Below are 21498 nucleotides of genomic sequence, written 5' to 3'. Positions count from 1 at the left end.
CGGGACGAGGATATCGCCGCGCCGGACCCGTGGCGTGCCGGTGTCTAGCGGGCGGCCCCGTTCATGGCGGGCTCGTCGGAGGGCAGCTGGTCGTCGTCGTGCATGGCCACCACCAGCTGCTGGACCGCTCCGCGCAGCGCAGCGATCTCTGTCTCCGACAGTTTCGTCCGGCAGGCGACGTCCGCGGCGATGCGGCTGCCCTCGTGCCGGAGTTCGTGACCGGCATCGGTCAATCGCATGCGGTGGACGCGGCGGTCGGACGGGTCGCGGTGCCGTTCCACCAGACCGGCCTTGGCGAGGCGGTCGAGAACGGGGGCGAGGCCGTTGGCGGGCAGGTCCAGTCGGTCGGCCAGGGTGCCGACGGAGATGTCGTCGTCCTCCCAGAGCACGATCATCACCAGGAACTGCGGGTAGGTGAGCCCGATCTTCTCGAGCAACGGGCGGTACGCGCGGACGATGGTCGCCGACGCCGAGTAGAGGGCGAAGCAGAGCTGGTCGTCCAGCCGCAGGTCGGTGGTCTCGCTCATGTGTTCTCCGAAACTCCCGTCGACGGGATCGTCGGACAAATCGCCGGTTTCTCGGATCGACCTGTTCTGATCCAGACCAGCGTACGACGTGTGTACTGCGGTGGTGGTATACGGCCCACCCGCGGGGCGGGTCGACGGCCGCCGGTGGCCGGGCCGCGCGCGGATACGGGACAATGCAGTGTGCGATCGATCAGGAGATCCGTCCGCCACCGGCTCATCGGCGACCGCGAGGTCGCCGGACAGCCCGTGGACGACGGCATGTGCGCCCACCTGCGGGATGCGCCCGCGTCGGAGTCCGATCTCGACGCGGAACGGCTCTGCCAGGGATGCGCCGAGGAGGGTGAGCAGCACTGGGCCCACCTACGGCAGTGCCTGAGCTGCGGCTACATCGGCTGCTGCGACTCGAGCCCACGTCGTCACGCGACCGCCCACCACATGTCCACCCACCACCCGGTGATGCGCTCTGCGGAGCCGGGGGAGTCGTGGCGCTGGTGCTACGTCGACGCGCAGATCGGATGAGGAACCGGACATGAGCACACCCGAGGACCGTCCCACCGGCGGCGAGCCGCCACGAGTCACCGGCGGCGAGCCGCCTCGTGTGGCAGGAGGCGAGCCGCCCCGTCCGGCGCCGTCCCGCCCGTCGACCGCGGGTCGACCGGTGCCGCCGCGCGCGCCTGCGGGGCGTCCGGTTCCCCCGCGTGGACCGGTACCGCCCCCGGTCGGCGGGCCGTTCCCGGGTGTGCCGCCGCGGTCGGGTGCACCGGCCCGGCCCGGTCCGCCGCCCCGCGGTCCCCGACCCGGCCCGCCGCGACCGCCGACATCTCGACCGCCGCTCGGACGCACCACCGCCGGCCCCGCACGGATCGGGACGCCGTTGTCGCCGTCGGCGACGCGGGTGATGCTGCTCGGCGCCGGCGAACTGGGCAAGGAGGTGGTGATCGCCTTCCAGCGGCTCGGCGTCGAGGTGATCGCGGTCGACCGCTATCACAACGCGCCCGGCCATCAGGTCGCCCACCACGGGTTCGTGATGGACATGACCGACCCGGACGCACTCCTCGCCCTCATCGAGGACCAGCGGCCGCACTTCGTCGTCCCCGAGATCGAGGCCATCGCGACCGGAGCGTTGGAGGAGGCCGAGCGACGCGGGATCACCGAGGTCATCCCGACCGCCCGCGCGACGGCGCTGACGATGAACCGCGAGGGCATCCGGCGGCTCGCCGACGAGCAGTTGGGCCTGCCGACGTCGGCATACGCCTTCGCCGACTCCGTCGAGCAGCTCACCGAGGCGACCCGCCGCGTCGGGTTCCCCTGTCTGGTGAAGCCGACGATGTCGTCGTCGGGCAAGGGGCAGTCGATGCTGCGCGGGCCGCAGGACATCCAGTCCGCCTGGGACACCGCGGCATCGGGGGCGCGGGTGTCCGGTGGGCGGGTCATCGTCGAGGGGTTCGTGGACTTCGACTACGAGATCACCCTGTTGACCGTGCGCGCCGTCGACCCCGCCACGGGCCGCCTCACGACGCACTTCTGCGCGCCGATCGGGCATCGGCAGGAACGCGGCGACTACGTCGAGAGCTGGCAGCCGCAGGCGATGAGCCCGGTCGCGCACGGCGCGGCCATGTCCATCGCCGCACGCATCGTCACCGCCCTCGGTGACGGCGGGCTCGGTGGTCGCGGCGTGTTCGGGGTCGAGATGTTCGTCAAGGGTGACGACGTCTACTTCAGCGAGGTGAGTCCCCGTCCGCACGACACCGGACTGGTCACCCTCGCGACCCAGCGCCTGTCGGAGTTCGAGATGCACGCCCGCGCGATCCTGGGCCTTCCCGTCGACGTCACCCTGGCCAGTCCCGGCGCCTCGGCCGTCATCTACGGCGGCCGTGAGGAGAAGGCGATCGCGTTCGAGAACATCGGTGCCGCACTGGCGATCCCGGAGACCGACATCCGACTGTTCGGCAAGCCGGAGAGTCACATGCGACGACGGATGGGCGTCGTGGTCGCGACCGCCGACGACGTCGGCGAGGCGCGTCGACGCGCGACCGAGGCGGCGGCCGCGGTCCGCCCCGTGAGCACCGCGCCGCCGGAGCCGGGCGATCGGCCGGCGGGACCGCCGGCCGAGGTGCCCCTCGTCGACCCCGGATCACCGGACTCGACGGGTCCGAGCACCGATCGGTTCCGCGACCGCAGTGTCCGCGCCGAACCCGTCGGCGAGGACGGGTCGGCCGTGCCTGCCGACGACGCGGAGACCTCGGACGCCGATCCGCCGACGACGGCGGCATTCGACGCCGCCGCGGCGGCCCGCGACGAGGAGGCCGCGACCGCCGACGGACGGTCGGACCGTGACGAGACCGGCTCCGCCACCGACCCGGTGAGCGAGGTCGACCTCCCGCGTGGCGACGAGGGGAGCTCCGACCGGACCGACTCCGGTCGCAGTGTGACCGTGGAGAAGTAGGTGCCCGTCTGGGGCGACCTCCTGGTCGCGGTGGTGATCGCGATCGGACTGGTCGGGACGGTCGTCCCGCTGCTGCCCGGTCCCACGCTGGTGCTGGCGGGGATCGTGGTGTGGGCGATCGTGACCGGTGGCGCGGCCTGGGCCGTCGTGGCGGTCGCCGCTGTGCTCATCGTGGGAGCGATGGGCCTCAAATACGTCGTCGCCGGCCGCAGCATGCGCCGGTCCGGCATCGCCGACCGCACCATCGTCGTGGGCGGGCTCGTCGGCATCGTCGGGTTCTTCGTGGTCCCGGTGATCGGGTTGCCGATCGGATTCCTGCTGGGTGCGGCGGTATCGGAGTGGGTGACCCGTCGGGATCCGCGCGCGGCCGGTCGGGGTGCGGTGGCCGCGGCGCGGGCGGCACTCGTCGCGATCGGGATCGAGCTCACCGCATCGCTGTTCGCCGCGGGCTCCTGGACGATCGGGGCCGTCGCGCTCTAGGTGCCGCGTTCCCGCGACCGATCCTGCCGTTCGCGCGACCGTTCCCCACTCCGGCGACCGTTGCGACGGTCGCGGGTGGTGATTCCGGTCGCGGGAGCGTCAGCGCCCGAGCGGCACCACGAGCGGCCCGTCGGTCACCGGGTCGCGGATCACCATCGACCGCAGCCCGAACGCCTTCTCCAGCAACTCGGGGGTGATGACGTCGCCGGGTGTCCCCTGCGCGAGCACCGCGCCGTCGCACATCACGACGATGTGATCGCTGTAGCGCACAGCGAGATTCAGGTCGTGCAGGACGGTGACGACGGTCTTGCCGTGCTCGGCGCTCAGTGTCCGCACCAGGTCCAGGACGTCGACGGCGTGGGCGAGGTCGAGGAAGGTCGTCGGCTCGTCGAGCAGCAGGATCTCCGTCTGCTGCGCGAGGACCAGTGCGATCCACACCCGACGCCGCTGCCCACCGGACAGCGCATCGACAGGCCGGTCGGCGAGATCGGAGACACCCGTCAGGGCCATCGCCTCGGCGACCGCGACGTCGTCCTCCGGTGTCGACTGCCGGTACCAGCGCTGGTGGGGGTGTCGTCCGCGTTCGACGAGTTCGGCGACGGTGAGGCCCGACGGGGCGATCGGATCCTGCGGGAGCAGCCCGAGGATCCGTGCGAGATCGCGGGGACGGTGATCGGCGAGGTCGGTGCCGTCGAGCCGGACGACACCCGCCCGCGGGCGCAGCAGGCGTGAGATCGACCGCAGCAGTGTCGATTTCCCGCACCCGTTCGGGCCGACGATCGTCGTGACGACGTCGTCGGGGATGTTCAGGGTGAGGCCGTCGAGGACGACGCGGTCGTCGTAACCGACGGTCAGCTCCTGCGCGGTCAGTCGGCTCATCGGGATGCCTTCCGTGACACGGCGATCATGAGGTAGACGAGGAACGGGCCGCCGACCGCCGCGGTGACGACGCCGACGGCGATCCCGCCCGGCAACACGCTGCGACACAACAGGTCTGCACCCGACACCAGGACGGCTCCCAGCAGAGCGGAGAGAACCGGCGGTGGTTGCGGTGTGCGGCCGAGCCGCAGCGCGATCTGCGGCGCGAGCAGCGCGACGAACGCGACCGGCCCCGCCGCGGCGACCGTCACCGCCGAGACGACGACGGCGACGGCGAGCGCGATCACGCCGACGCGGCCCGCGCGCACGCCGAGACCCCGCGCGAGGTCGTCGCCGAGCGCCAGCAGCGACAGGCCCCGCCCGATGCACGCGACGACCAACACTCCCACCGCCAGGACCGCGGCGAGGGTGATCACCGACGACCATGTCGCCGCCGACACCGACCCGACGAGCCACCGCTGTGCCCGCGCGACGTCGTTGATCTGCGCACGGGTCAGCCCGAACGAGACGACCGCCTGGAACACCCAGGTCAGGGCGACGCCGACGAGGACGAGGCGGAACGGCTCGATCCCGCCCCGCCACGCCAGCGCGTACATCAGGACCGCGCCGACGACCCCGCCCAGCAGCGCCGCCACCGGCAGTCCGAGGTCGGCGAGCCAGGCGCCCGACCCGGACCCCAGGGCGATCGCCATGACGGCCGCGGCGCTCGCCCCCGCGGTGATGCCGAGGATGTCGGGCGTCGCCAGCGGGTTGCGGGCGACCGTCTGCGTGAGCGACCCGGCCAGCCCGAGTCCCGCACCGACGAGCACCGCGAGCAGCGCGCGGGGGAGGCCCACGTCGAAGACGACGACGTTCTCGACGCGGGTGCCGCCGCCGAACAGGATCCGGAGGACGTCGAGGGGGCCGAGTGGGAAGTCGCCGACACCGAGCCCGACGACGAGCAACACCACGGCGAGCACACCGGCGACGAACGACGCGACGACGAGTCGGGGTCGGAGGACGACGGTGATCGGCCCGACGCGCGCCACCCGTCGCCGCGGCGGGGGTGTCGGCGTCGTCGAGCGGCGGTCGGCGACCGCGGTCGCGGTCACACCGACACCAGCCGACGGGAGCGGACGAGGTGGATGAGCATCGGCGCACCCACGACGGCCAGGACGATGCCGACCTGGATCTCCCCGGGGCGGGCGACGACGCGGCCGATCACGTCGGAGGTCAGCAGCAGGATCGCGCCGATGAGTGCCGAGTAGGGGACGATCCACCGGTAGTCGGCGCCGACGACGGCGCGGGCCAGATGCGGTGCGACGAGCCCGAGGAAGACGATCGGCCCGCAGGACGCGGTCGCGGCGCCGGCCAGCAGCGTGATGGCCAGTATCCCGACGATCCGCACGACGACGATCCGCGACCCCAGGGCACGGCTCATGTCGTCGCCGAGTCCGAGGACGTTGAGGAAGAAGCCGCTCCCGACGGCCAGGACGAGCCCTGCGGCGATGAAAGGCAGTGCAGCCCAGATGACATCGGGACCACGGCCGACGATGGAGCCGACGTTCCAGAACCGCCACGCATCGAGGGACGCCGTGTCGACGAGGACGATGCCGGACGTGATCGCCAACAGCAGCGCGGACAGTCCGGTGCCCGCCAGCACGAGGGTGATCGGTGAGGCGCCGCGCGTCGCGGCCGACGCGCCGAACACCGCCATCGCGGCGACCACGGCACCGAGCAGCCCGAACCCCATGTACTGCAGGGGCGTCGTGATGCCGAGCGTGTAGACGCCGATCACGACGGCGCATGCCGCGCCCGCGTTGACGCCGAGCAGTCCCGGGTCGGCCAGCGGATTGCGGGTGTGGGCCTGGGTGAGGGCGCCCGCAGCGCCCATCGCGAGCCCGACGAGCAGCCCGAGCAGGGTTCGGGGCACGCGGAGATCGCGGACGATGCCGACGACGTCCGGTGTCCCCTGTGCCGACCAGAGTGCGTCCCAGACGGCCCCGAGGCCGAGTGCACGGGAGCCGATCGCGACGGATGCCATCGCCGCGACGGCGAGCAGTCCGACCCCGCCGACGAGGCCGAGGAGACGTCGCCGTCGTCCCCGTGGGGCGGACGTCGTGCCAGGTGGCCGGTCGGTCCGAGGCGGTGAGAGGGCGGGCGAGGTCATTGGTAGGAAAGGATACCCTTACTTCACGATTCGATGACATCCGGTAACGAACGTCCCGCAAATGCGATGAAGTGGACAGTGCGGTGATTGATCCCACACCGCATCCATCACGAGGAAGTGAGTTCGAGATGTCGAATCGTGCACAGGTACTCCGCCGCGCCGCCGCCGGCACCCTCGCGGCCGCCGCCGTCGCCACCACCGGTTTCGTCGCCGCCGCACCGGCCAATGCCGTCGCCCCGCCGAACCTGCGACTCACCGGCGTCGTGTTCTGTGACCGGACGTTCTTCGTGCCGAAGCTGGTGCGTCAGATGACCGCGACGAACACCGGCGGCATCACGATGCGAAACGTGACACTGCAGGAGATCAACGGGCAGTCGCGGTTCTCGCCGAACCTCGCCCCGGGGGCCACGCTGCAGATCCGGACCGAGCAGCCGGGTTGCTTCGCGTCGTCGATCTCGGGCTACGTGATCTCCGACAACCGCGAGGACCTGCTCGACAACTACGGCTTCTACTACACCTTCGGCACGCCCTGACGCACTCGGTGACGTCGACAGACGCTCCACCTACACGAGGACGCTCCGCCTGCAGGCGGAGCGTCCTCGGGTAAGCGGAGCGGGAACCCTGGAAGCGGAGCGAGAACCCTGCAAGCGGAGCGGGAACCCTGGAAGCGGAGCGTCACCCCTGCAAGCGGAGCGTCAGGTCAGCGCTGGACCTTGTCCGGCTCGGCGGCGGCGAGCATGTCCTCGCGCTCGACGACCTTCACGCGCTCACGGCCCTGCGCCTCACCGAGCTTCCGCTCGTGCTCGTCGAGGCGGTACCAGCCGTCCCAGGTGGTGAACGGGATCCCGCGGCTCTCCAGCAGCGCGACCGCGTCGTCCTCGCCGGGCGACGTGGGCTCGTTGAGGAGCCCGTCCTTCATGTCGGTGAGGATGCAGTCGACGGTCTCGTTCGCGTCGCCCTTGGTGTGCCCGATGAGCCCGATCGGCCCGCGCTTGACCCACCCGGTGGTGTACAGGCCGGTGAGGTGCTCGCCCTGGTCGAAGATGCGCCCGGCCTCGTTCGGGATGACACCGGCCTGGTCGTCGAACGGGATGGCGGGCAGGTTGTCCGACAGGTATCCGACGGCACGGTAGACCGCCCCGACCTCCCAGTCGGTCATCTTCCCGGTCGGCTTCACGTTGCCGGTCCCGTCGAGTTGGGTGCGCTCGGTCCGTAGTCCGACGACCTTGCCGTCGGAGCCGAGGACCTCCACCGGCGACTCGAAGAAGTGCAGGAACAGCTTGTGCGGACGGTCGCCGGGCTCACGGATCGCGTAGTTCTCGATGATGGTCGCGACCTGGTCGGTGATCTTCGACCCGCGACGGGCGACGGCGGAACCCTCGTCGTAGTCGATGTCCTCGGGGTCGACGATGACCTCGATGGTCGGCGAGTGGTCGAGCTCCTTGAGCTCGAGCGGGGTGAACTTGGCCTGCGCGGGCCCACGTCGACCGAACACGTGCACCTCGACGGCCTTGTTCGCCTTCAGGCCCTCGTACACGTTCGGCGGGATCTCCGTCGGGAGCAGCTCGTCACCGGTCTTCGCCAGCACGCGGGCGACGTCGAGCGCGACGTTGCCGACGCCGATGACGGCGACCTTCTCCGCCTCCAGCGGCCAGGTGCGGGAGAAGTCGGGGTGACCGTCGTACCAGGCGACGAACTGCGCGGCGCCGTAGGAGCCGTCGAGGTCGATGCCGGGCAGGTCCATCAACCGGTCGTCGGTGGCACCGGTGGAGAACACGACCGCGTCGTAGAGGCTGCGCAGGTCGTCGAGACCGATGTCGGTGCCGTAGTCGACGTTGCCGAGGAGGCGGACCTGCGGCTTGTCGAGCACCTTGTGCAGTGCGGTGATGATGCCCTTGATGCGCGGGTGGTCCGGCGCGACGCCGTAGCGGATCAGGCCGAACGGGGCGGGCATCCGCTCGTAGAGGTCGATGCTCACGCCGCGCTCGGAGGCGGTGTCGGACTTCATCAGCGCGTCGGCGGCGTAGATCCCGGCGGGCCCGGCACCCACGATGGCGACCCGTAGCGGGCGGTCCTGCGTACTCATGGCTCGTACACCTTCTTCTCGCGGACGACAGTGCGGTCCTGGTGATCGACCTACCACGGTAGGCGTCGCCCGTGCTGGAGGGCCAATCGCGTGTGTGGGTAACCCGAGGTCAGCGGGCGAGCTGCGGCACGAGGCGCTGCAGGACGTACGGGATGGTGAGCACGGTCGGCACCGACATCGCACTGCCGAGACCCTGGTCGACGTAGACGACGTCGCCGCGCTTGACGATGTCGAGGTTCGCGAACGCGGGGTTGGCCTTCAGCTTGTCGGTGGCGCCGGCGTAGTCGACGACGACGAGCTTGTCCAGGCTGTTCAGCATGGTCAGGTTCTCGTCGGAGATCGATCCGTAGAACCCGTCGGTGATCGCCGACTGCAGTGACGACGGGAACGTCATGCCGAGGTTGGTGAGCATCTGCCCGCGTCCGTCACCGGGGCCGTAGATGTACACGCCGCCGGCGTCGGAGCCGATGACCACCGCGCTGCTGCGGCCCACGAGCTGCGGGTTCGCAGCCTTGGCGTCGGTGAACTGTTTCTCGGTGTCGGCGATGATGCGGGCGGTCTCGGCCGGCTTGCCCACGGCCGTACCGATCTCGGTGGTGGCCGCCTGCCACGGGACCTGCCAGTTCTCGTACTGCTTCCCGCGCACGATCGTCCCGGCGACCTTGGCGAGGTTGTCGTAGACCGGGCGCGTCACCGCGTTGTTCACCGCGACGATCAGCTGCGGGTCGGAGGCGAGCACCTTGGTCACTTCGCCCGCGAGATCCGACGTGGCGTTCGTGAGCACCGTGGGCCTGGCACCCCGGAGGAGGTCCGAGTTCCACGGGGTGACCACCGAGCTGTTGGTGGGGTCGTAGAACGGCGCCATCGTCGTCGGGACGATGCCCAGCTTCAGCAGGATGTCGCTGTCACCGGGGCCCAGTGTCGCGATGCGTGCGGGTGTCGAGTCGATCGTCGTCGAGCCGTACTCGTGGTCGACGGTGACCGGGAACGCGCCGGGCTCGGCCGCGACCGAACTCGCCCCGGCCGTCGACGACTCGTCGGGTGCCGAGCACGCCCCGACGCCGACGACGAGAACGGCTGCGGCGACGGCCACGCCCAGGCGACGGTGCATGCGAGAACCTCCGTGAGTGCGATCGGGCGGATGCAGGCAAGGTTAGGCTCCGCTTAGTCGTCGAGGATGACATCAGTACCGCGAGCGCGGCAAATCCGGTCCGTCGGCGGCCGATCGCGGCCCACCTACAATCACGGCCATGGCGACCAGCAACGACACGACGGCGCAGCCCGCACCCGACCCCGACGACCCCGGGCTCCGGGCGGCGTGGCCCTTCGTGGTCGCGGTCGTGATCGTGGTGCTGGTGATCGGCGGCGTCGTCGCCTCACAGCTGCTGCGTCCGGCCGAGGATCGACTCCCGGACAACGCAGCCGTGCAGGCCGCCGTCAACGACTTCTACACCGCGAAGAACGCCGTCAACTACACCGCGTTCCGCGATGCGACGTGCAGTCGCGTCGTCGACGGGGGGTCGTTTCCGACCGCCACCGCGTTCCGGTCCGCGGCCCAGGCGTCCCGGGACGCCCACGGGAAGGTGATCGTCACCACCATCGCGGACATCGCGGTCAGCGGCACGTCGGCCACGGCGTCGATGACCTGGCGATACGAGAAGAATCCCGCTCTGACGACGCAGTCGGTTCCGTTGGTCAAGGACGCCGACACGTGGAAGGTCTGCGGCCTCAGCGCACCCTGACCGCCCACCGCGGTCACCCCGGGCGCGATGTGGGATTCTGGAAAACGTGACCTACGCAGGTGATCTGTCCGTTCAGCAGGCATGGGACATCCTCACCGAGGACCCCGACGCCGTCCTCGTCGACGTGCGCACCCAGGCCGAGTGGAACTACGTCGGTGTCCCGGACCTGTCGTCGATCGGCAAGCGCGCCCTCCTCCTCGAATGGGTGAGCTTCCCCGACGGCGCCCGCAACACACGCTTCGCCGACCAGCTCCGCGAGGCCGGCGTCTCCGACGACCAGACGGTGCTCTTCCTGTGCCGCTCGGGCCAGCGCTCGATCGGTGCGGCGGAGACGGCCACGGCGGTCGGCGTGCAGAAGGCGTACAACATCGCCGAGGGGTTCGAGGGCGGCCTCGACGCCGACGGGCACCGCGGGGCCGTCGGGTGGAAGGCCCAGGGCCTGCCCTGGCGCCAGTCGTGATCCCCACCTGGCGCGAACTCCCCGACGGTGTCGCCCCCGACACCGTCGGCGTGCGCGGTGGGTTGATGCGGTCGGGTTTCGACGAGACGTCGGAGGCGATGTTCCTCAACTCCGGCTACGTCTACGACAGTGCCGCCGCCGCGGAGCGCGCCTTCACCGGGGAGGACGAGCGATTCGTCTACTCCCGCTACGGCAATCCGACGGTCGCCATGTTCCAGGAGCGGCTGCGTCTGCTGGAGGGCTCCGAGGCGTGCTTCGCCACCGCCAGCGGTATGGCCGCGGTGTTCGTCGCGCTCGGTGCGCTTCTCGGCGCCGGCGATCGACTCGTCGCCTCCCGCAGTCTCTTCGGGTCGTGCTTCGTCGTGTGCAACGAGATCCTGCCGCGGTGGGGTGTCGAGACCGTCTTCGTCGACGGTGAGGACCTCGAACAGTGGGAGCAGGCGCTCTCGGTGCCGACCACCGCGGTGTTCTTCGAGACCCCGTCGAACCCGATGCAGTCGCTGGTCGACGTTCGCGCGGTCTCTGAGCTCGCCCACGCGGCCAGTGCAAAAGTGGTGCTGGACAACGTCTTCGCCACACCGCTCCTGCAGCGCAGCCTGGACCTCGGTGCCGACGTCGTCGTCTACTCCGGCACCAAGCACATCGACGGTCAGGGCCGCGTCATGGGCGGCGCGGTCCTCGGGTCGAAGGAGTACATCGACGAGCCGGTGCAGAAGCTGATGCGTCACACCGGCCCCGCGATGAGCCCGTTCTCGGCGTGGACCCTGCTCAAGGGTCTCGAGACCCTGCGGCTGCGCGTCGATGCCTCGGTGGCGGCGGCCCTGCGGGTCGCGCAGTTCCTCGAGGACGACTCGCGCGTCAAGTGGGTGAAGTACCCGTTCCTGCAGTCGCATCCGCAGTACGAGCTCGCGACGTCGCAGATGTCCGGCGGTGGCACCGTCGTGACGTTCGAACTCACCGACCGCGACGGGATCACCGGCAAGGAGCGCGCCTTCGAGGTCCTCGACGCGTTGCGGGTCATCGACATCTCCAACAACCTCGGCGACTCGAAGTCGCTCATCACGCACCCGGCGACCACCACGCACCGCGCGATGGGTCCCGACGGGCGCGCCGCGATCGGCCTCTCGGACAGCGTCGTCCGGCTGTCCGTCGGCCTCGAGTCGATCGACGACCTGCTCACCGATCTCGACCAGGCCCTGTAGGCCCGGCGCGCACCGCATGCGATCGACAGGTGGTGCCGCGTGCAGTCGGTGATCGACTGGTTGGTCGATGTCATCCAGACCACACCTCCATGGGTGGTCTATCTCGTGGTGTGGGCGCTGGTCTACTGCGAGTCCGCCGCGCTGCTCGGGTTGATCCTCCCCGGTGAGACCGCGCTGCTCGCAGGGGGAGTGGCCGCTGCGATCGGCGAGACCTCCGTGGGCTGGCTGATCGCGGGTGCCTGTGTGGCCGCCGTCGCGGGTGATGCGACGGGCTTCTCGCTGGGGCGGTGGTCGGGGCCGCGGATGATGCGATCCCGCCTCGGTCGCCGGATCGGTGAGGAACGATGGGACAGGGTGTCCCATGCCATCCAGACCAACGGTGTCCCCACGGTGGTCGGGGCACGGTGGATCGGCTACGTCCGCACACTCACCCCGTTCGTCGCCGGGATGTCGCGCATGCCGGTGCAGAAGTACCTGACCGCCAACATCGTCGGGGGTGTCCTCTGGGTGACCGCGGTCGGGATGATCGGCTACCTCGTCGGCGCGGCCGTCGGCGCGCGGCTGCTGCTGTACGGGGGCGTCATCGTGGGAGTCTGCGCCGTCGCGTACTTCGCGTTCTCGTGGTGGCGTTCACGACGCCGTCGGGCCGACCCCACCTGACGTCGACCGGGTCCGGTCCTCGGCCTCGAGCAGCTCCGACGCCCCGAGTGCCCGCAGTACCGTCGCGAACTTCGCTGTCGTCTCGTCGAGTTCGGCGTCGGGGTCGGAGTCGGCGACGATGCCGCCGCCGGACCATGCCCGCAACGCGCGGCGATCGGGGGCGAGTTCGGCGCATCGGATGCTGACCATCCATTCGCCGTCTCCGGCGGCGTCGCACCAACCGAGTGCCCCCGCGTAGAACCCGCGTGGCTCCTCGACCTCGCGGATGATCGCCCGGGCCGCGTCCGTGGGGGTCCCGCAGATCGCGGGTGTCGGGTGCAGCAGCATCGCGAGATGCAGTGCGGTGAGGCTGTTGTCGACGAGGGTGCCCTCGATCGGTGACGCGAGGTGCCACATCTCGCCGGTGCCGATCACCACCGGTTCGTCGGGTACCCGCAGGTCGCGGGTCACCGGTTCGAGTGCGGCGGCGATGTGTTCCACGACGAATCGGTGCTCGCGGTGGTCCTTGCCGGACGCGAGGAGCGCATCGGCGTTGCCGCGATCGACCTCGGGGTCGGGCGATCGGGGCGCCGAGCCGGCGTACGGGTGGCAGTACACCCGCGACCCGTCCCTGCGCACCAACGACTCCGGGCTCGATCCGACGAGTGCGGCGCCGTCGTGGACGCCGCCCGCCGCGGAGAGGTCGACGGCGAAGCCGTTGCCCTCGGGGCTGCCACCGACGAACGCGGCGAGGACGTCCTCGAGATCGAGAGGCTGGTCGGCGACGAGCTCGATCGCCCGTGCCAGCACCACCTTTCGTGCATCGTCGGCGGCGATCCGATCGATGACGGCGGCGATGCGCGCGCGGTGCTCGGCGGGTGACGGCACCGACCGCACCACCCGCATCCCCGGCAACGGCTGCGTCGGTGGGCCGGGAGCCGTGGTGACGGTCAGGTCGACCGGTTCGTACAGGGCGTCGGGGGCATCGGCATCGAAGGACAGCGCCCCGACGATCGGCGGTCGTGACGGGCCGGACCCGACCGCGTCCACCGCGTCGGCCGCGCGTGAGAACGACCGGGCCGCGCGGGTCGCCCGGACCGTCCGCGACGGCCGGGACAGGTGGAACAACACCCATTCACGCTACCCGCGCTGTGGTTGTCTCTGCGGCCCGCGCCTTCTCGACATCACAGCCGGCGCTCCGGTGGGTGCGCGACGGCGCCGGCGCCTTCGGCGACCATCTCGACTGCGTCGTCGTCGCTGCTCAGACGGCTGTTTGCACCGGTCTCCGGCGACCGGGCATACTTGCGACGTTCAAGCAGTTGCACGATGAAACTCATTCGAGGAAAGAATCAGTGACGAGGCTTCACCACGTCGACGATCTCCTCGCGGTGCTGTCCCGCTACGGCCGCATCCGCGAGCGGCTCGCCGTCACCAAGTTCAAGACCCCCGAGGGCATCGTCGAGACGGCGGCGTTCTCGTGCCTGTTCACCCTGAACGAGAAGCCGATGCGCTCGGGCGAACTGGCCGAGCACCTGTTCGCCGACCCGTCGACGGTCAGCAGGCACATCGCCTCACTCGTCGGACTCGGCTACGTACGGCGTGAGGCCGATCCCCGTGACGGTCGGGCGACGATCCTCGTCCTCACCGACTCCGGGCGGGCGCAGGTCACGGCCGTCCGCGAACACCGGATGAAGGCCGTCGACGCGATGCTCGACGACTTCAGCACCGAGGAGATCGCCGAGCTCGCACGACTGATGGGTCGCGTCGTGGAGGCCGCGGAGGATCTCGCCTCCCGAGTGCACGACGCCACGGCATCCGAACAGACGGGTGCAGGCGGCGCGGGAATCGACGACGACCCCGCCGTGGTTGGCTCCCCACAGAACGACGGCGGCGACGTCGCAGCACCACAGGTCACCGCCCCACGACGCGAAAAGGCATCCCGATGAGCAGCAGTACAGCAGTACCGGATTCGACAGGCGCGGCGACGCCGAGCGCGCCGCCGTCGGGCCCGTCGGTCTCCCTGACCCACCGCCAGATCCTGACGATCCTCGGCGGGCTCATGATCGGCATGTTCCTGGCGGCGCTCGACCAGACGATCGTCTCGACGTCGATCCGCACCATCGCCGACGACCTCAACGGCTACTCCGAACAGGCGTGGGTGACCACCGCGTACCTGATCACCTCGACGCTGGCGACGCCGATCTACGGCAAGTTGTCCGACATGTACGGCCGCAAGCCGTTCTTCATGGCCGCGATCTCGATCTTCGTGGTCGGGTCGCTGCTGTGCTCGACGGCGACCTCGATGTACGAGCTCGCCGGGTTGCGGGCGCTGCAGGGCATCGGTGCCGGTGGTCTCTTCTCCCTGGCGCTCACCATCATCGGTGACATCGTCGCGCCGCGGGAGCGCGCGAAATACCAGGGCTACTTCCTCGCGGTGTTCGGTACGTCGAGCGTGCTGGGCCCGGTGCTCGGCGGCCTGTTCGCCGGCCAGGACACCATCCTGTTCATCAGTGGCTGGCGCTGGGTCTTCCTCGTCAACGTCCCGATCGGTCTCGTCGCGCTGGTCGTGGTGTTCCGGGTCCTCAACTACGACCGCATCCAGGCGGTTCGTCGTCGCATCGACTGGTGGGGTGTGCTCACGCTCGCCATCGGCGTGGTGCCCGTGCTCGTGGTGGCCGAGCAGGGTCGCGACTGGGGGTGGGGGTCGGTCCGGTCCGTGCTCTGCTACGTGATCGGTGTCGTCGGCGTCGCGGCGTTCATCTGGGTCGAGAAGGCGATGGGCGAAGCCGCGATCATCCCGCTGCGCGTGTTCAAGAACCGGGTCTTCGCCCAAGGCATCGTCATCTCGGTCGTGATCGGCATGGTGATGTTCGGCGCGATCACGATCCTGCCGCAGTACTACCAGGTGCTGCGCGGCTCCAGCCCCACGGTGGCCGGCCTGCAGTTGCTGCCGATGGTGCTCGGTCTGATGAGTGGGTCGATCATGTCCGGCCAGCTGATCGCGCGGACAGGGCGCTACAAGATCTTCACCATGATCGGCGTCGTGCTGGTCAGCGCGATGACGTTCGTGCTGCACTTCGTCTCCCCGGCGACGTCGCTGTACGTGGTGATGCTGATGACGTTCGGACTCGGGTTCGGCCTGGGCAACCTGATGCAGCCGCTGACCCTGGCCATGCAGAACGTCCTCCCCGCTCGGGACATGGGCATCTCGACGAGCTCGGCCACCTTCTTCCGTCAGATCGGCGGCACCCTGGGTGTCGCGGTGTTCTTCTCGGTGTTGTTCTCCCTCATGGGGCCGAACATCGCCGACGAGTTCGAGAAGGTCGCGCCGACACAGTCGTTCCAGGAGGGCGTCCGTGAGGCCGCCTCGTCCAGCGACCCGACCGTTGCCGGCTTCGGCAAGGGCCTCATCGAGGCCGCGCAGCAGGGTGGGGGCGGCGCCACCAGTTCTGTCATGAACGACACCTCGGTCATCCAGAAGCTCCCCGAGGCGGTGGCCGCACCGATCAAGCAGGGCTTCTCGGAGTCGATGGACGCGGTGTTCCTCACCGTCTCGATCGTGTCGCTGATCGCTCTGATCGGCGTGTTCACCTGGAAGGAGCTGCCGCTCCGCAAGACCTCGGGCACGCAGGCAGCGGCCGAGGACGCGATGGGGACCGGTCCCGACCCCGATGCCGCGCCGGGGTCGGACGCCGGTCGCGACGGCACGCAAGCGCGAGTCGTCGGTGCCGCGGACGACGGCACGACGACGGGCGGACCGGACGACCCGACCGTGCACGGTCGGCACACGGCCGTCGCCGAGGAGGGCGGTCCCGTCGTCGCCGACGACCACGGCGGTCGTCACGAGGCCGCGCCCGAGGGCGACTCGCCGCACCCGGGTCGTCACGAGGCCTGACCCACCGACACAGACCGGCCCCGAGCGGAATCCGCTCGGGGCCGGTCTGGTCCGTGGGTGTCGGCGTCAGCCGCGGGAGGGGTCGTTCGCCTCGTGCGGGTGCCGGGCGAGGCGCTCGATGGCCTCCTGTGCGACCTTCTCGGCGGCCTCACGGCCGACCCAGCCGCCGGGCTGGACCTCCTTGCCGGGCTCGAGATCCTTGTAGTGCTCGAAGAAGTGGGAGATCGCGTCGAGCTCGAACTTGTCCACGTCGCCGACATCCTGGATGTGGTCCCAGCGGACGTCGCCCGCAGGGACGCACAGCAGCTTGTCGTCGCCGCCGGCCTCGTCGGTCATCGTGTACATCGCGACGATCCGGGCGGAGACGATGACACCGGGGTAGACCGACTCCGGGAGCAGGACCATGGCGTCGAGCGGGTCGCCGTCCTCGCCGAGGGTGTTGTCGATGTAGCCGTAGTCGGCGGGGTAGCCCATCGAGGTGTACAGATAGCGGTCGAGGTGGACCTTGCCCGTCTCGTGGTCGACCTCGTACTTGTTGCGCCGGCCCTTGGGGATCTCGATGGTGACGTCGAACTCCACGACTCGCATCCTCACTCTCTGTGACGGTTCGTGCGGGCAGGCCGTTGCGTCGGCCGAGCCGCGATCGGGTCGAGGATACTGTTGGGCGCCAGGACCACGGTGGGCGGAGGAGCTGAGTGAACGCACGGGCAGGCCGACGCGCGAGCGTGTGGTGGACCGTCATCCCGGTACTCGTGCTCCTCGTCGTCGCCGCGGTGGTCGCCGTCGTCGCCGTGACCGTCGACTCCGACACGTCCGACGCCGCGGCGAACGCGCCCGCCCGTCCGGCTGCGGCCTCGCTCGCCCCGGCGATCACACCGGTGGCCTCGACGGCCCCGGAACCGACCGCGGGGGGCGTCACGACGGCGTTGGCCTCGCTCAGCCGCGATCCCCGTCTGGGCACGCTGACGGGCGAGGTGTCCGACGCACTGACCGGCCAGACGCTGTGGTCGGAGAACCCGGGCGTGCCGCTGACGCCGGCGTCGACCACCAAGATCCTGACCGCGGCGGCCGTCCTGCTCACACTTCCGCTCGACGCCACCCTCACCACGAAGGTGGTCGACGCGGGCAACGGTCGGATCGTCGTCGTCGGAGCCGGTGACCCGACGCTGTCGGTGCAGCCGGACGGCACACCCACCTTCTTCACCGACGCACCCCGCGTCGCCGACCTCGCCGCCCAGATCCGCCGGTCGGGGGTACCCGTGTCGTCGATCGCCGTCGACGGCAGCCTGTTCACCGGCCCGGACTTCGCCTCCACCTGGGAGCGGGCCGACATCGCCGGTGGGAGCATCGCGCCGATCCAGGCGCTCATGACCGACTCCGGTCGCGTCGACCCGACGCAGCTCTACTCGCCGCGCAGCTCGACGCCCGCCGTCGCCGCCGCCACCGACCTCGCCCGCGACCTCGGGCTCGGGTCGGACGCAGTGTCGACGGGAACGGCGCCGCAGAATGCGCGTGTGCTCGCATCCGTGACCTCCGCCCCGCTGCGGACTCGGCTGCGCGACATGCTCGTCGACTCCGACGACGTGATGGCCGAGACCCTCGCGATCGAGGTCGCCCGCGCCCGCGGCCTGCCCGCGAGTCTTCAGGGCGCGACATCCGCGGTGACCTCGGTGCTCGGCGAGGCCGGGTTCGACATGTCCCGGGTCACCCTGCGCGACACGAACGGGCTCTCGACGGAGGACCGGATCCCGGCCGGGGTGCTGGACACCGTGCTGCGGACCGCCGCGGGCACCCAGAACCCGAAGCTGCGGCCGCTGTTGGACATGCTCCCCATCGCCGGGGCGACCGGGACGCTGAGCGATCGTTTCTCCTCGGTGTCGGGCGTCGCGAACGCGGCCGGGTGGGTGAAGGCGAAGACAGGCACCCTGGACGGGGTGAGCGGACTCGCAGGAATCGTGCAGACCCGGCAGAACCGGGTGTTGACCTTCGCGCTGCTGTCGAACGGGACGAACCCCGCCGACGCGCGCCCGGCCCTGGACGCCATCGCCGTGCGTCTACGGGAATGCGGGTGTCAGTGAGTGCCGACGGCCCGGCAGGCGACCGCGACCTGCCCGGCGCCCGCATCGACTGGTCGCTGGCGGCCGGCGTCGGCAGACGACTGACCCGGCCCGGTCCGGCCACCACCGACTACACCCGCACTGCGGCCCGCGAGGAACTCTCCGTGCTGGCCGCGCGCGCCGAGGGGCCGGTCCGCGAGACCACCGGCCTCGCCGACGGGCTGCCCGTCCCCGCCGCGTCGGTGCTCGACCGGCCCGAGTGGATCGACGCCGCCGCGCGGTCGATGTCGGCGATGCTGGGCGGCGGGACGTCGGCGTCCCCGGGTGTCGCCGGCCGTGTCGGGGGACTGCAGGCCGGCGGGCTGCTTGCGCTGCTGTCGGGAGCGATTCTCGGTCAGTACGACCCGTTCTCACCCGACCCCGCGACCGGTGCGGACGGGGTGCTGATGCTGGTGACGCCCAACATCATCGCCGTCGAACGGTCCCTGAAGGTGGTCCCCTCCGATTTCCGCTACTGGGTCTGCCTGCACGAGGTGACCCACCGGGTCCAGTTCTCCGCGACGCCGTGGCTGCGGGATCACATGCTCACCAACATCGCCACCATCAGCAGCGAGAACGACGAGACCGGTGCCGAACTCGCGGCGCGGGTCGTCGGCATCATCCGCTCGGACACGCCGCGCGAGAAGGGTGTCCTCGGTGCCATGCAGCTGCTGCAGACGCCCGAGCAGTACGAGGCGTTCAGCCGCCTGATGATGCTGGGCACCCTGCTGGAGGGTCACGCCGATCACGTCATGGATGCCGTCGGCCCCGCCCACGTACCGACCGTCGACCGGATCCGCACCGCCTTCGACGCCCGGCGCCGGCGCAGACAGAACCCCATGCAGCGGGTCCTGCGGGCGTTGATCGGCATGGACGCGAAGCTGGCGCAGTACATCCGGGGCAAGGCGTTCGTCGACGAGGTCGTCGGCACGGTCGGGATGACGCGGTTCAACGCGATCTGGTCCGGTCCGGACACGCTGCCGCGCCCCGAGGAGATCGACACCCCCCGTCTGTGGGTCGACCGGGTCCTCTGAGGTCGACGGGTCCGCTGACATGGGTTCCGCACTGGACGCGATCGGCCGTGCCGTCGGCGCTCTCGTCGAACGGCGGGGTCTCGGCGACCAGGTGTGCGTGGCCCTGTCCGGCGGGCCCGACTCGACGGCTCTGCTGGTCGGTGCGCGGCATGCCGGACTGACGGTCACGGCGCTCGTCGTCGACCACGGTCTGCAACCGGGCTCGGCGGAGGTGGCCGCCGCGGCCGCACGTGCTGCGACGGACCTGGGGGCGACGGCGACGGTTCTCCCGGTGACCGTCGACGACGTCGGCGGACCGGAGGGCGCCGCCCGACGGGCCCGTCGCGCGGCTCTCGACGGGGCGCGGGACGGGCTGCCGGTGATGCTGGGGCACACGCTCGACGATCAGGCCGAGACGGTCCTGCTGGGCCTCGCGCGGGGATCGGGGCCGAGGTCGATCGCCGGGATGGTCGCCTGGGACGACCCGTGGGCGCGGCCACTGCTCAATGTGCGCCGCGCGACGACGGTCGCCGCCTGCGCGGAGGCGGGACTGACGCCCTGGCTCGACCCACACAACGCCGACCCGCGGTTCCTGCGGTCGCGGCTGCGGTCGCAGGTGCTGCCGGTGATGGAGGAGGTGCTCGGGGACGCGGTGGCCCCCGCGCTGGCCCGCACCGCCGATCTGCTGCGAGACGACCTCGAGGCCCTCGATCTCCTGGCCGCCCAGGCGATGGCGGCGGCGGTCGAGCACGGTGCGCTGCGTCGCGCACAGGTGACCGGCCTGCCGCGGGCGCTCCGCAGGCGCGTCGTCCGACGGTGGCTGCTCGACGGGGGTGCGACCGAACCGACCGCTCGCGTCATCGCTGCGGTCGACGGGCTTCTCGACGACGACGCCCACGGCACGGTGGCCGTGGGCGGCGATATGGACACGCGTGTGAACGCGGTGTCCGACGGGGTGATGCTGCGCCTGCGCGCGGATCCGCGGTGACGCCTCGTCGCCGAGGCGTCACCGCGATCGCGTCAGGACTTCGGGGGGACGAACGGCGAGTTGATCGTGTTGAAGTAGTTGATCACGTTGCCGATCAGCGTCGGTCCGCCGGCGATGATGGTGCCGCCGAGCGCACCGATGCTGCCGCCGGTCACGCAGCCCGTGAGGATCGGCACCGGGGGCAGGGTCGAGAGCAGGATGCAGCCGACGGCCGCACCGATGATCGTCCCGACCAGGCCGCCGATGGCGGTCGCGGTGCTGATGTTGCTGCCCAGCTGGTTCAGCGCCTGCTGATCGCGCTCCTGCCGGGTCGCGGGGGCGTCCACGAGGACCTTGCCCGGCAGCTGCGGCGTCAGGGTCGCGGAGCGCCCGTTCGCCGAGGCCTGGATCGGCAGCGCGACGTTGTTGAACTTGTAGGTCAGCGGGTACGCGACGGCCACGTGGCCGGACGAGTCGACGACCTGCAGCTGGTTGTTCGCGGTCCGCAGCGAGCCGGCGGTCGTCGAGAAGATGATCGACTGACCCTGCACCTGGGCGGAGTAGCCGATCTTCTCGGCGGGGGCTGCGTTCGCGGGTGCGCCGGTGACGACGCCCGCCACGCAGGCGAGCGACACGCCTGCGGAGACGAGTGCGGTTCTGAACTTCATCGGTCGATCCATTTCCTGTGGTTGGTGCTGTCCCGAGACCAGCGCCCGCCCCCCACATGTCGGCTGAACAGCCGACCCTGAACCCTGGGCGAATGTGTATGGCGCACGAGCACATTCGCTGGAATTCCGTGCATGCGTCCGGGTGTGGACAACTCGATGTTAACGTCACCAAATCCATAAATGGAAACGAACGACGAAAAGAAGTCGTGATCTGCACGAAATCGTCGCGTGACCGGCCCTCCACCCGGG

23 protein-coding genes are annotated in these 21498 nt (G+C 70.5%); 13 read left to right on the top strand and 10 right to left on the bottom strand.

Annotated elements, in window-relative coordinates:
* Positions 1–44: 44 nt before the first annotated feature.
* Positions 45–527 carry a MarR family winged helix-turn-helix transcriptional regulator gene (locus tag ACXVUM_RS04780; protein ID WP_458520696.1) on the bottom strand — a complete coding sequence of 161 codons (483 nt, stop codon included), beginning with the start codon at positions 525–527 and terminating at the stop codon, positions 45–47.
* A gap of 258 nt (positions 528–785) precedes the next feature.
* Here ACXVUM_RS04780 and ACXVUM_RS04775 point away from each other — a divergent pair, with 258 nt between their 5' ends.
* The 3 genes from ACXVUM_RS04775 to ACXVUM_RS04765 are packed head-to-tail and all read left to right on the top strand — an operon-like array spanning position 786 to position 3453.
* Entirely contained in the window at positions 786–1046 is a 261-nt protein-coding gene (locus ACXVUM_RS04775) for a UBP-type zinc finger domain-containing protein (RefSeq protein ID WP_458522782.1), read from the top strand.
* A 10-nt stretch (positions 1047–1056) separates the two neighbouring features.
* The gene (gene purT / locus ACXVUM_RS04770; RefSeq protein WP_458520695.1) at positions 1057–2973 is read left to right on the top strand and encodes a formate-dependent phosphoribosylglycinamide formyltransferase; all 1917 of its coding nucleotides are present in this window, start codon (positions 1057–1059) and stop codon (positions 2971–2973) included.
* On the top strand, positions 2974–3453 hold the full coding sequence (locus ACXVUM_RS04765; protein WP_458520694.1) for a DUF456 family protein: 480 nt from the start codon (positions 2974–2976) through the stop codon (positions 3451–3453). It abuts the gene before it with no gap.
* Between the two features lie 99 nt (positions 3454–3552).
* On the opposite strand, the gene ACXVUM_RS04760 is transcribed toward ACXVUM_RS04765, so the two are convergent.
* The 3 genes from ACXVUM_RS04760 to ACXVUM_RS04750 are packed head-to-tail and all read right to left on the bottom strand — an operon-like array spanning position 3553 to position 6355.
* A complete protein-coding gene (locus tag ACXVUM_RS04760; protein ID WP_458520693.1) occupies positions 3553–4332 on the bottom strand; it encodes an ABC transporter ATP-binding protein in 780 nt (259 codons plus the stop codon).
* Positions 4329–5423, bottom strand: coding sequence for a FecCD family ABC transporter permease (locus ACXVUM_RS04755; protein WP_458520692.1), 1095 nt, complete (start codon positions 5421–5423; stop codon positions 4329–4331). The genes ACXVUM_RS04760 and ACXVUM_RS04755 overlap by 4 nt, the downstream gene beginning before the upstream one ends.
* The gene (locus ACXVUM_RS04750; protein ID WP_458522781.1) at positions 5420–6355 is read right to left on the bottom strand and encodes a FecCD family ABC transporter permease; all 936 of its coding nucleotides are present in this window, start codon (positions 6353–6355) and stop codon (positions 5420–5422) included. Before ACXVUM_RS04750 ends, ACXVUM_RS04755 begins: the two co-directional genes overlap by 4 nt.
* A gap of 254 nt (positions 6356–6609) precedes the next feature.
* On the opposite strand from ACXVUM_RS04750, the gene ACXVUM_RS04745 reads away from it, so the two are divergent.
* Positions 6610–7014: a hypothetical protein gene (locus ACXVUM_RS04745; RefSeq protein ID WP_458520691.1), complete on the top strand. Its 405-nt coding sequence runs from the start codon at positions 6610–6612 to the stop codon at positions 7012–7014.
* 167 nt (positions 7015–7181) lie between these two features.
* Here the strand turns inward: ACXVUM_RS04745 and ACXVUM_RS04740 are convergent, their stop codons facing one another.
* Positions 7182–8567, bottom strand: coding sequence for an FAD-dependent oxidoreductase (locus ACXVUM_RS04740; protein WP_458520690.1), 1386 nt, complete (start codon positions 8565–8567; stop codon positions 7182–7184).
* 109 nt (positions 8568–8676) lie between these two features.
* A complete protein-coding gene (locus tag ACXVUM_RS04735; RefSeq protein ID WP_458520689.1) occupies positions 8677–9678 on the bottom strand; it encodes an ABC transporter substrate-binding protein in 1002 nt (333 codons plus the stop codon).
* 139 nt (positions 9679–9817) lie between these two features.
* Between ACXVUM_RS04735 and ACXVUM_RS04730 the strand changes: the two genes are divergently transcribed.
* Genes ACXVUM_RS04730 through ACXVUM_RS04715 form a run of 4 tightly spaced genes read left to right on the top strand, consistent with a single transcriptional unit; the run spans position 9818 to position 12631 of the window.
* Positions 9818–10309 carry an Rv0361 family membrane protein gene (locus tag ACXVUM_RS04730; RefSeq protein ID WP_458520688.1) on the top strand — a complete coding sequence of 164 codons (492 nt, stop codon included), beginning with the start codon at positions 9818–9820 and terminating at the stop codon, positions 10307–10309.
* Between the two features lie 46 nt (positions 10310–10355).
* Complete coding sequence (locus tag ACXVUM_RS04725; RefSeq protein ID WP_458520687.1) at positions 10356–10769, top strand: rhodanese-like domain-containing protein; 414 nt, start codon at positions 10356–10358, stop codon at positions 10767–10769.
* A complete protein-coding gene (locus tag ACXVUM_RS04720; protein WP_458520686.1) occupies positions 10766–11971 on the top strand; it encodes an O-succinylhomoserine sulfhydrylase in 1206 nt (401 codons plus the stop codon). The genes ACXVUM_RS04725 and ACXVUM_RS04720 overlap by 4 nt, the downstream gene beginning before the upstream one ends.
* Positions 11972–12010: 39 nt before the next feature.
* Positions 12011–12631 (top strand): DedA family protein, encoded by a 621-nt coding sequence (locus tag ACXVUM_RS04715; protein ID WP_458520685.1) that lies wholly within the window; start codon positions 12011–12013, stop codon positions 12629–12631.
* On the opposite strand, the gene ACXVUM_RS04710 is transcribed toward ACXVUM_RS04715, so the two are convergent.
* Both ACXVUM_RS04710 and ACXVUM_RS04705 read right to left on the bottom strand, forming a co-directional pair.
* Positions 12602–13741, bottom strand: coding sequence for an isochorismate synthase (locus tag ACXVUM_RS04710; RefSeq protein ID WP_458520684.1), 1140 nt, complete (start codon positions 13739–13741; stop codon positions 12602–12604). The genes ACXVUM_RS04715 and ACXVUM_RS04710 overlap by 30 nt on opposite strands.
* A 53-nt stretch (positions 13742–13794) precedes the next feature.
* The gene (locus tag ACXVUM_RS04705) at positions 13795–13947 is read right to left on the bottom strand and encodes a hypothetical protein (protein ID WP_458520683.1); all 153 of its coding nucleotides are present in this window, start codon (positions 13945–13947) and stop codon (positions 13795–13797) included.
* A 15-nt stretch (positions 13948–13962) separates the two neighbouring features.
* On the opposite strand from ACXVUM_RS04705, the gene ACXVUM_RS04700 reads away from it, so the two are divergent.
* On the top strand, positions 13963–14556 hold the full coding sequence (locus ACXVUM_RS04700; RefSeq protein WP_458520682.1) for a MarR family winged helix-turn-helix transcriptional regulator: 594 nt from the start codon (positions 13963–13965) through the stop codon (positions 14554–14556).
* Positions 14553–16505 (top strand): MDR family MFS transporter, encoded by a 1953-nt coding sequence (locus tag ACXVUM_RS04695; protein ID WP_458520681.1) that lies wholly within the window; start codon positions 14553–14555, stop codon positions 16503–16505. Before ACXVUM_RS04700 ends, ACXVUM_RS04695 begins: the two co-directional genes overlap by 4 nt.
* Positions 16506–16571: 66 nt before the next feature.
* On the opposite strand, the gene ACXVUM_RS04690 is transcribed toward ACXVUM_RS04695, so the two are convergent.
* Complete coding sequence (locus ACXVUM_RS04690) at positions 16572–17084, bottom strand: inorganic diphosphatase (protein WP_458522780.1); 513 nt, start codon at positions 17082–17084, stop codon at positions 16572–16574.
* A 116-nt stretch (positions 17085–17200) separates the two neighbouring features.
* Here ACXVUM_RS04690 and dacB point away from each other — a divergent pair, with 116 nt between their 5' ends.
* The 3 genes from dacB to tilS are packed head-to-tail and all read left to right on the top strand — an operon-like array spanning position 17201 to position 20602.
* On the top strand, positions 17201–18583 hold the full coding sequence (gene dacB, locus ACXVUM_RS04685) for a D-alanyl-D-alanine carboxypeptidase/D-alanyl-D-alanine endopeptidase (protein ID WP_458520680.1): 1383 nt from the start codon (positions 17201–17203) through the stop codon (positions 18581–18583).
* Positions 18568–19635: a zinc-dependent metalloprotease gene (locus ACXVUM_RS04680; protein ID WP_458520679.1), complete on the top strand. Its 1068-nt coding sequence runs from the start codon at positions 18568–18570 to the stop codon at positions 19633–19635. The genes dacB and ACXVUM_RS04680 overlap by 16 nt, the downstream gene beginning before the upstream one ends.
* Before the next feature lie 19 nt (positions 19636–19654).
* On the top strand, positions 19655–20602 hold the full coding sequence (gene tilS / locus ACXVUM_RS04675; protein ID WP_458520678.1) for a tRNA lysidine(34) synthetase TilS: 948 nt from the start codon (positions 19655–19657) through the stop codon (positions 20600–20602).
* A gap of 32 nt (positions 20603–20634) precedes the next feature.
* Here tilS and ACXVUM_RS04670 read toward each other — a convergent pair whose 3' ends face one another.
* Complete coding sequence (locus tag ACXVUM_RS04670) at positions 20635–21249, bottom strand: hypothetical protein (protein WP_458520677.1); 615 nt, start codon at positions 21247–21249, stop codon at positions 20635–20637.
* Positions 21250–21498: the final 249 nt, after the last annotated feature.

Source organism: Williamsia sp. SKLECPSW1 (assembly GCF_054332755.1).
Note: the sequence above shows the minus strand (reverse complement) of the source record. Positions and strands in the feature narration are given on the sequence as shown.

Excerpts from the sequence above, each read along its gene's own strand:
- ACXVUM_RS04780 (WP_458520696.1), bottom strand. The coding sequence starts at position 527 with ATGAGCGAGACCACCGACCTGCGGCTGGACGACCAGCTCTGCTTCGCC.
- ACXVUM_RS04775 (WP_458522782.1), top strand. The coding sequence starts at position 786 with ATGTGCGCCCACCTGCGGGATGCGCCCGCGTCGGAGTCCGATCTCGAC.
- purT (WP_458520695.1), top strand. The coding sequence starts at position 1,057 with ATGAGCACACCCGAGGACCGTCCCACCGGCGGCGAGCCGCCACGAGTC.
- ACXVUM_RS04760 (WP_458520693.1), bottom strand. The coding sequence starts at position 4,332 with ATGAGCCGACTGACCGCGCAGGAGCTGACCGTCGGTTACGACGACCGC.
- ACXVUM_RS04750 (WP_458522781.1), bottom strand. The coding sequence starts at position 6,355 with ATGGCATCCGTCGCGATCGGCTCCCGTGCACTCGGCCTCGGGGCCGTC.
- ACXVUM_RS04745 (WP_458520691.1), top strand. The coding sequence starts at position 6,610 with ATGTCGAATCGTGCACAGGTACTCCGCCGCGCCGCCGCCGGCACCCTC.
- ACXVUM_RS04740 (WP_458520690.1), bottom strand. The coding sequence starts at position 8,567 with ATGAGTACGCAGGACCGCCCGCTACGGGTCGCCATCGTGGGTGCCGGG.
- ACXVUM_RS04735 (WP_458520689.1), bottom strand. The coding sequence starts at position 9,678 with ATGCACCGTCGCCTGGGCGTGGCCGTCGCCGCAGCCGTTCTCGTCGTC.
- ACXVUM_RS04730 (WP_458520688.1), top strand. The coding sequence starts at position 9,818 with ATGGCGACCAGCAACGACACGACGGCGCAGCCCGCACCCGACCCCGAC.
- ACXVUM_RS04705 (WP_458520683.1), bottom strand. The coding sequence starts at position 13,947 with ATGAGTTTCATCGTGCAACTGCTTGAACGTCGCAAGTATGCCCGGTCG.
- ACXVUM_RS04695 (WP_458520681.1), top strand. The coding sequence starts at position 14,553 with ATGAGCAGCAGTACAGCAGTACCGGATTCGACAGGCGCGGCGACGCCG.
- ACXVUM_RS04680 (WP_458520679.1), top strand. The coding sequence starts at position 18,568 with ATGCGGGTGTCAGTGAGTGCCGACGGCCCGGCAGGCGACCGCGACCTG.
- tilS (WP_458520678.1), top strand. The coding sequence starts at position 19,655 with ATGGGTTCCGCACTGGACGCGATCGGCCGTGCCGTCGGCGCTCTCGTC.
- ACXVUM_RS04670 (WP_458520677.1), bottom strand. The coding sequence starts at position 21,249 with ATGAAGTTCAGAACCGCACTCGTCTCCGCAGGCGTGTCGCTCGCCTGC.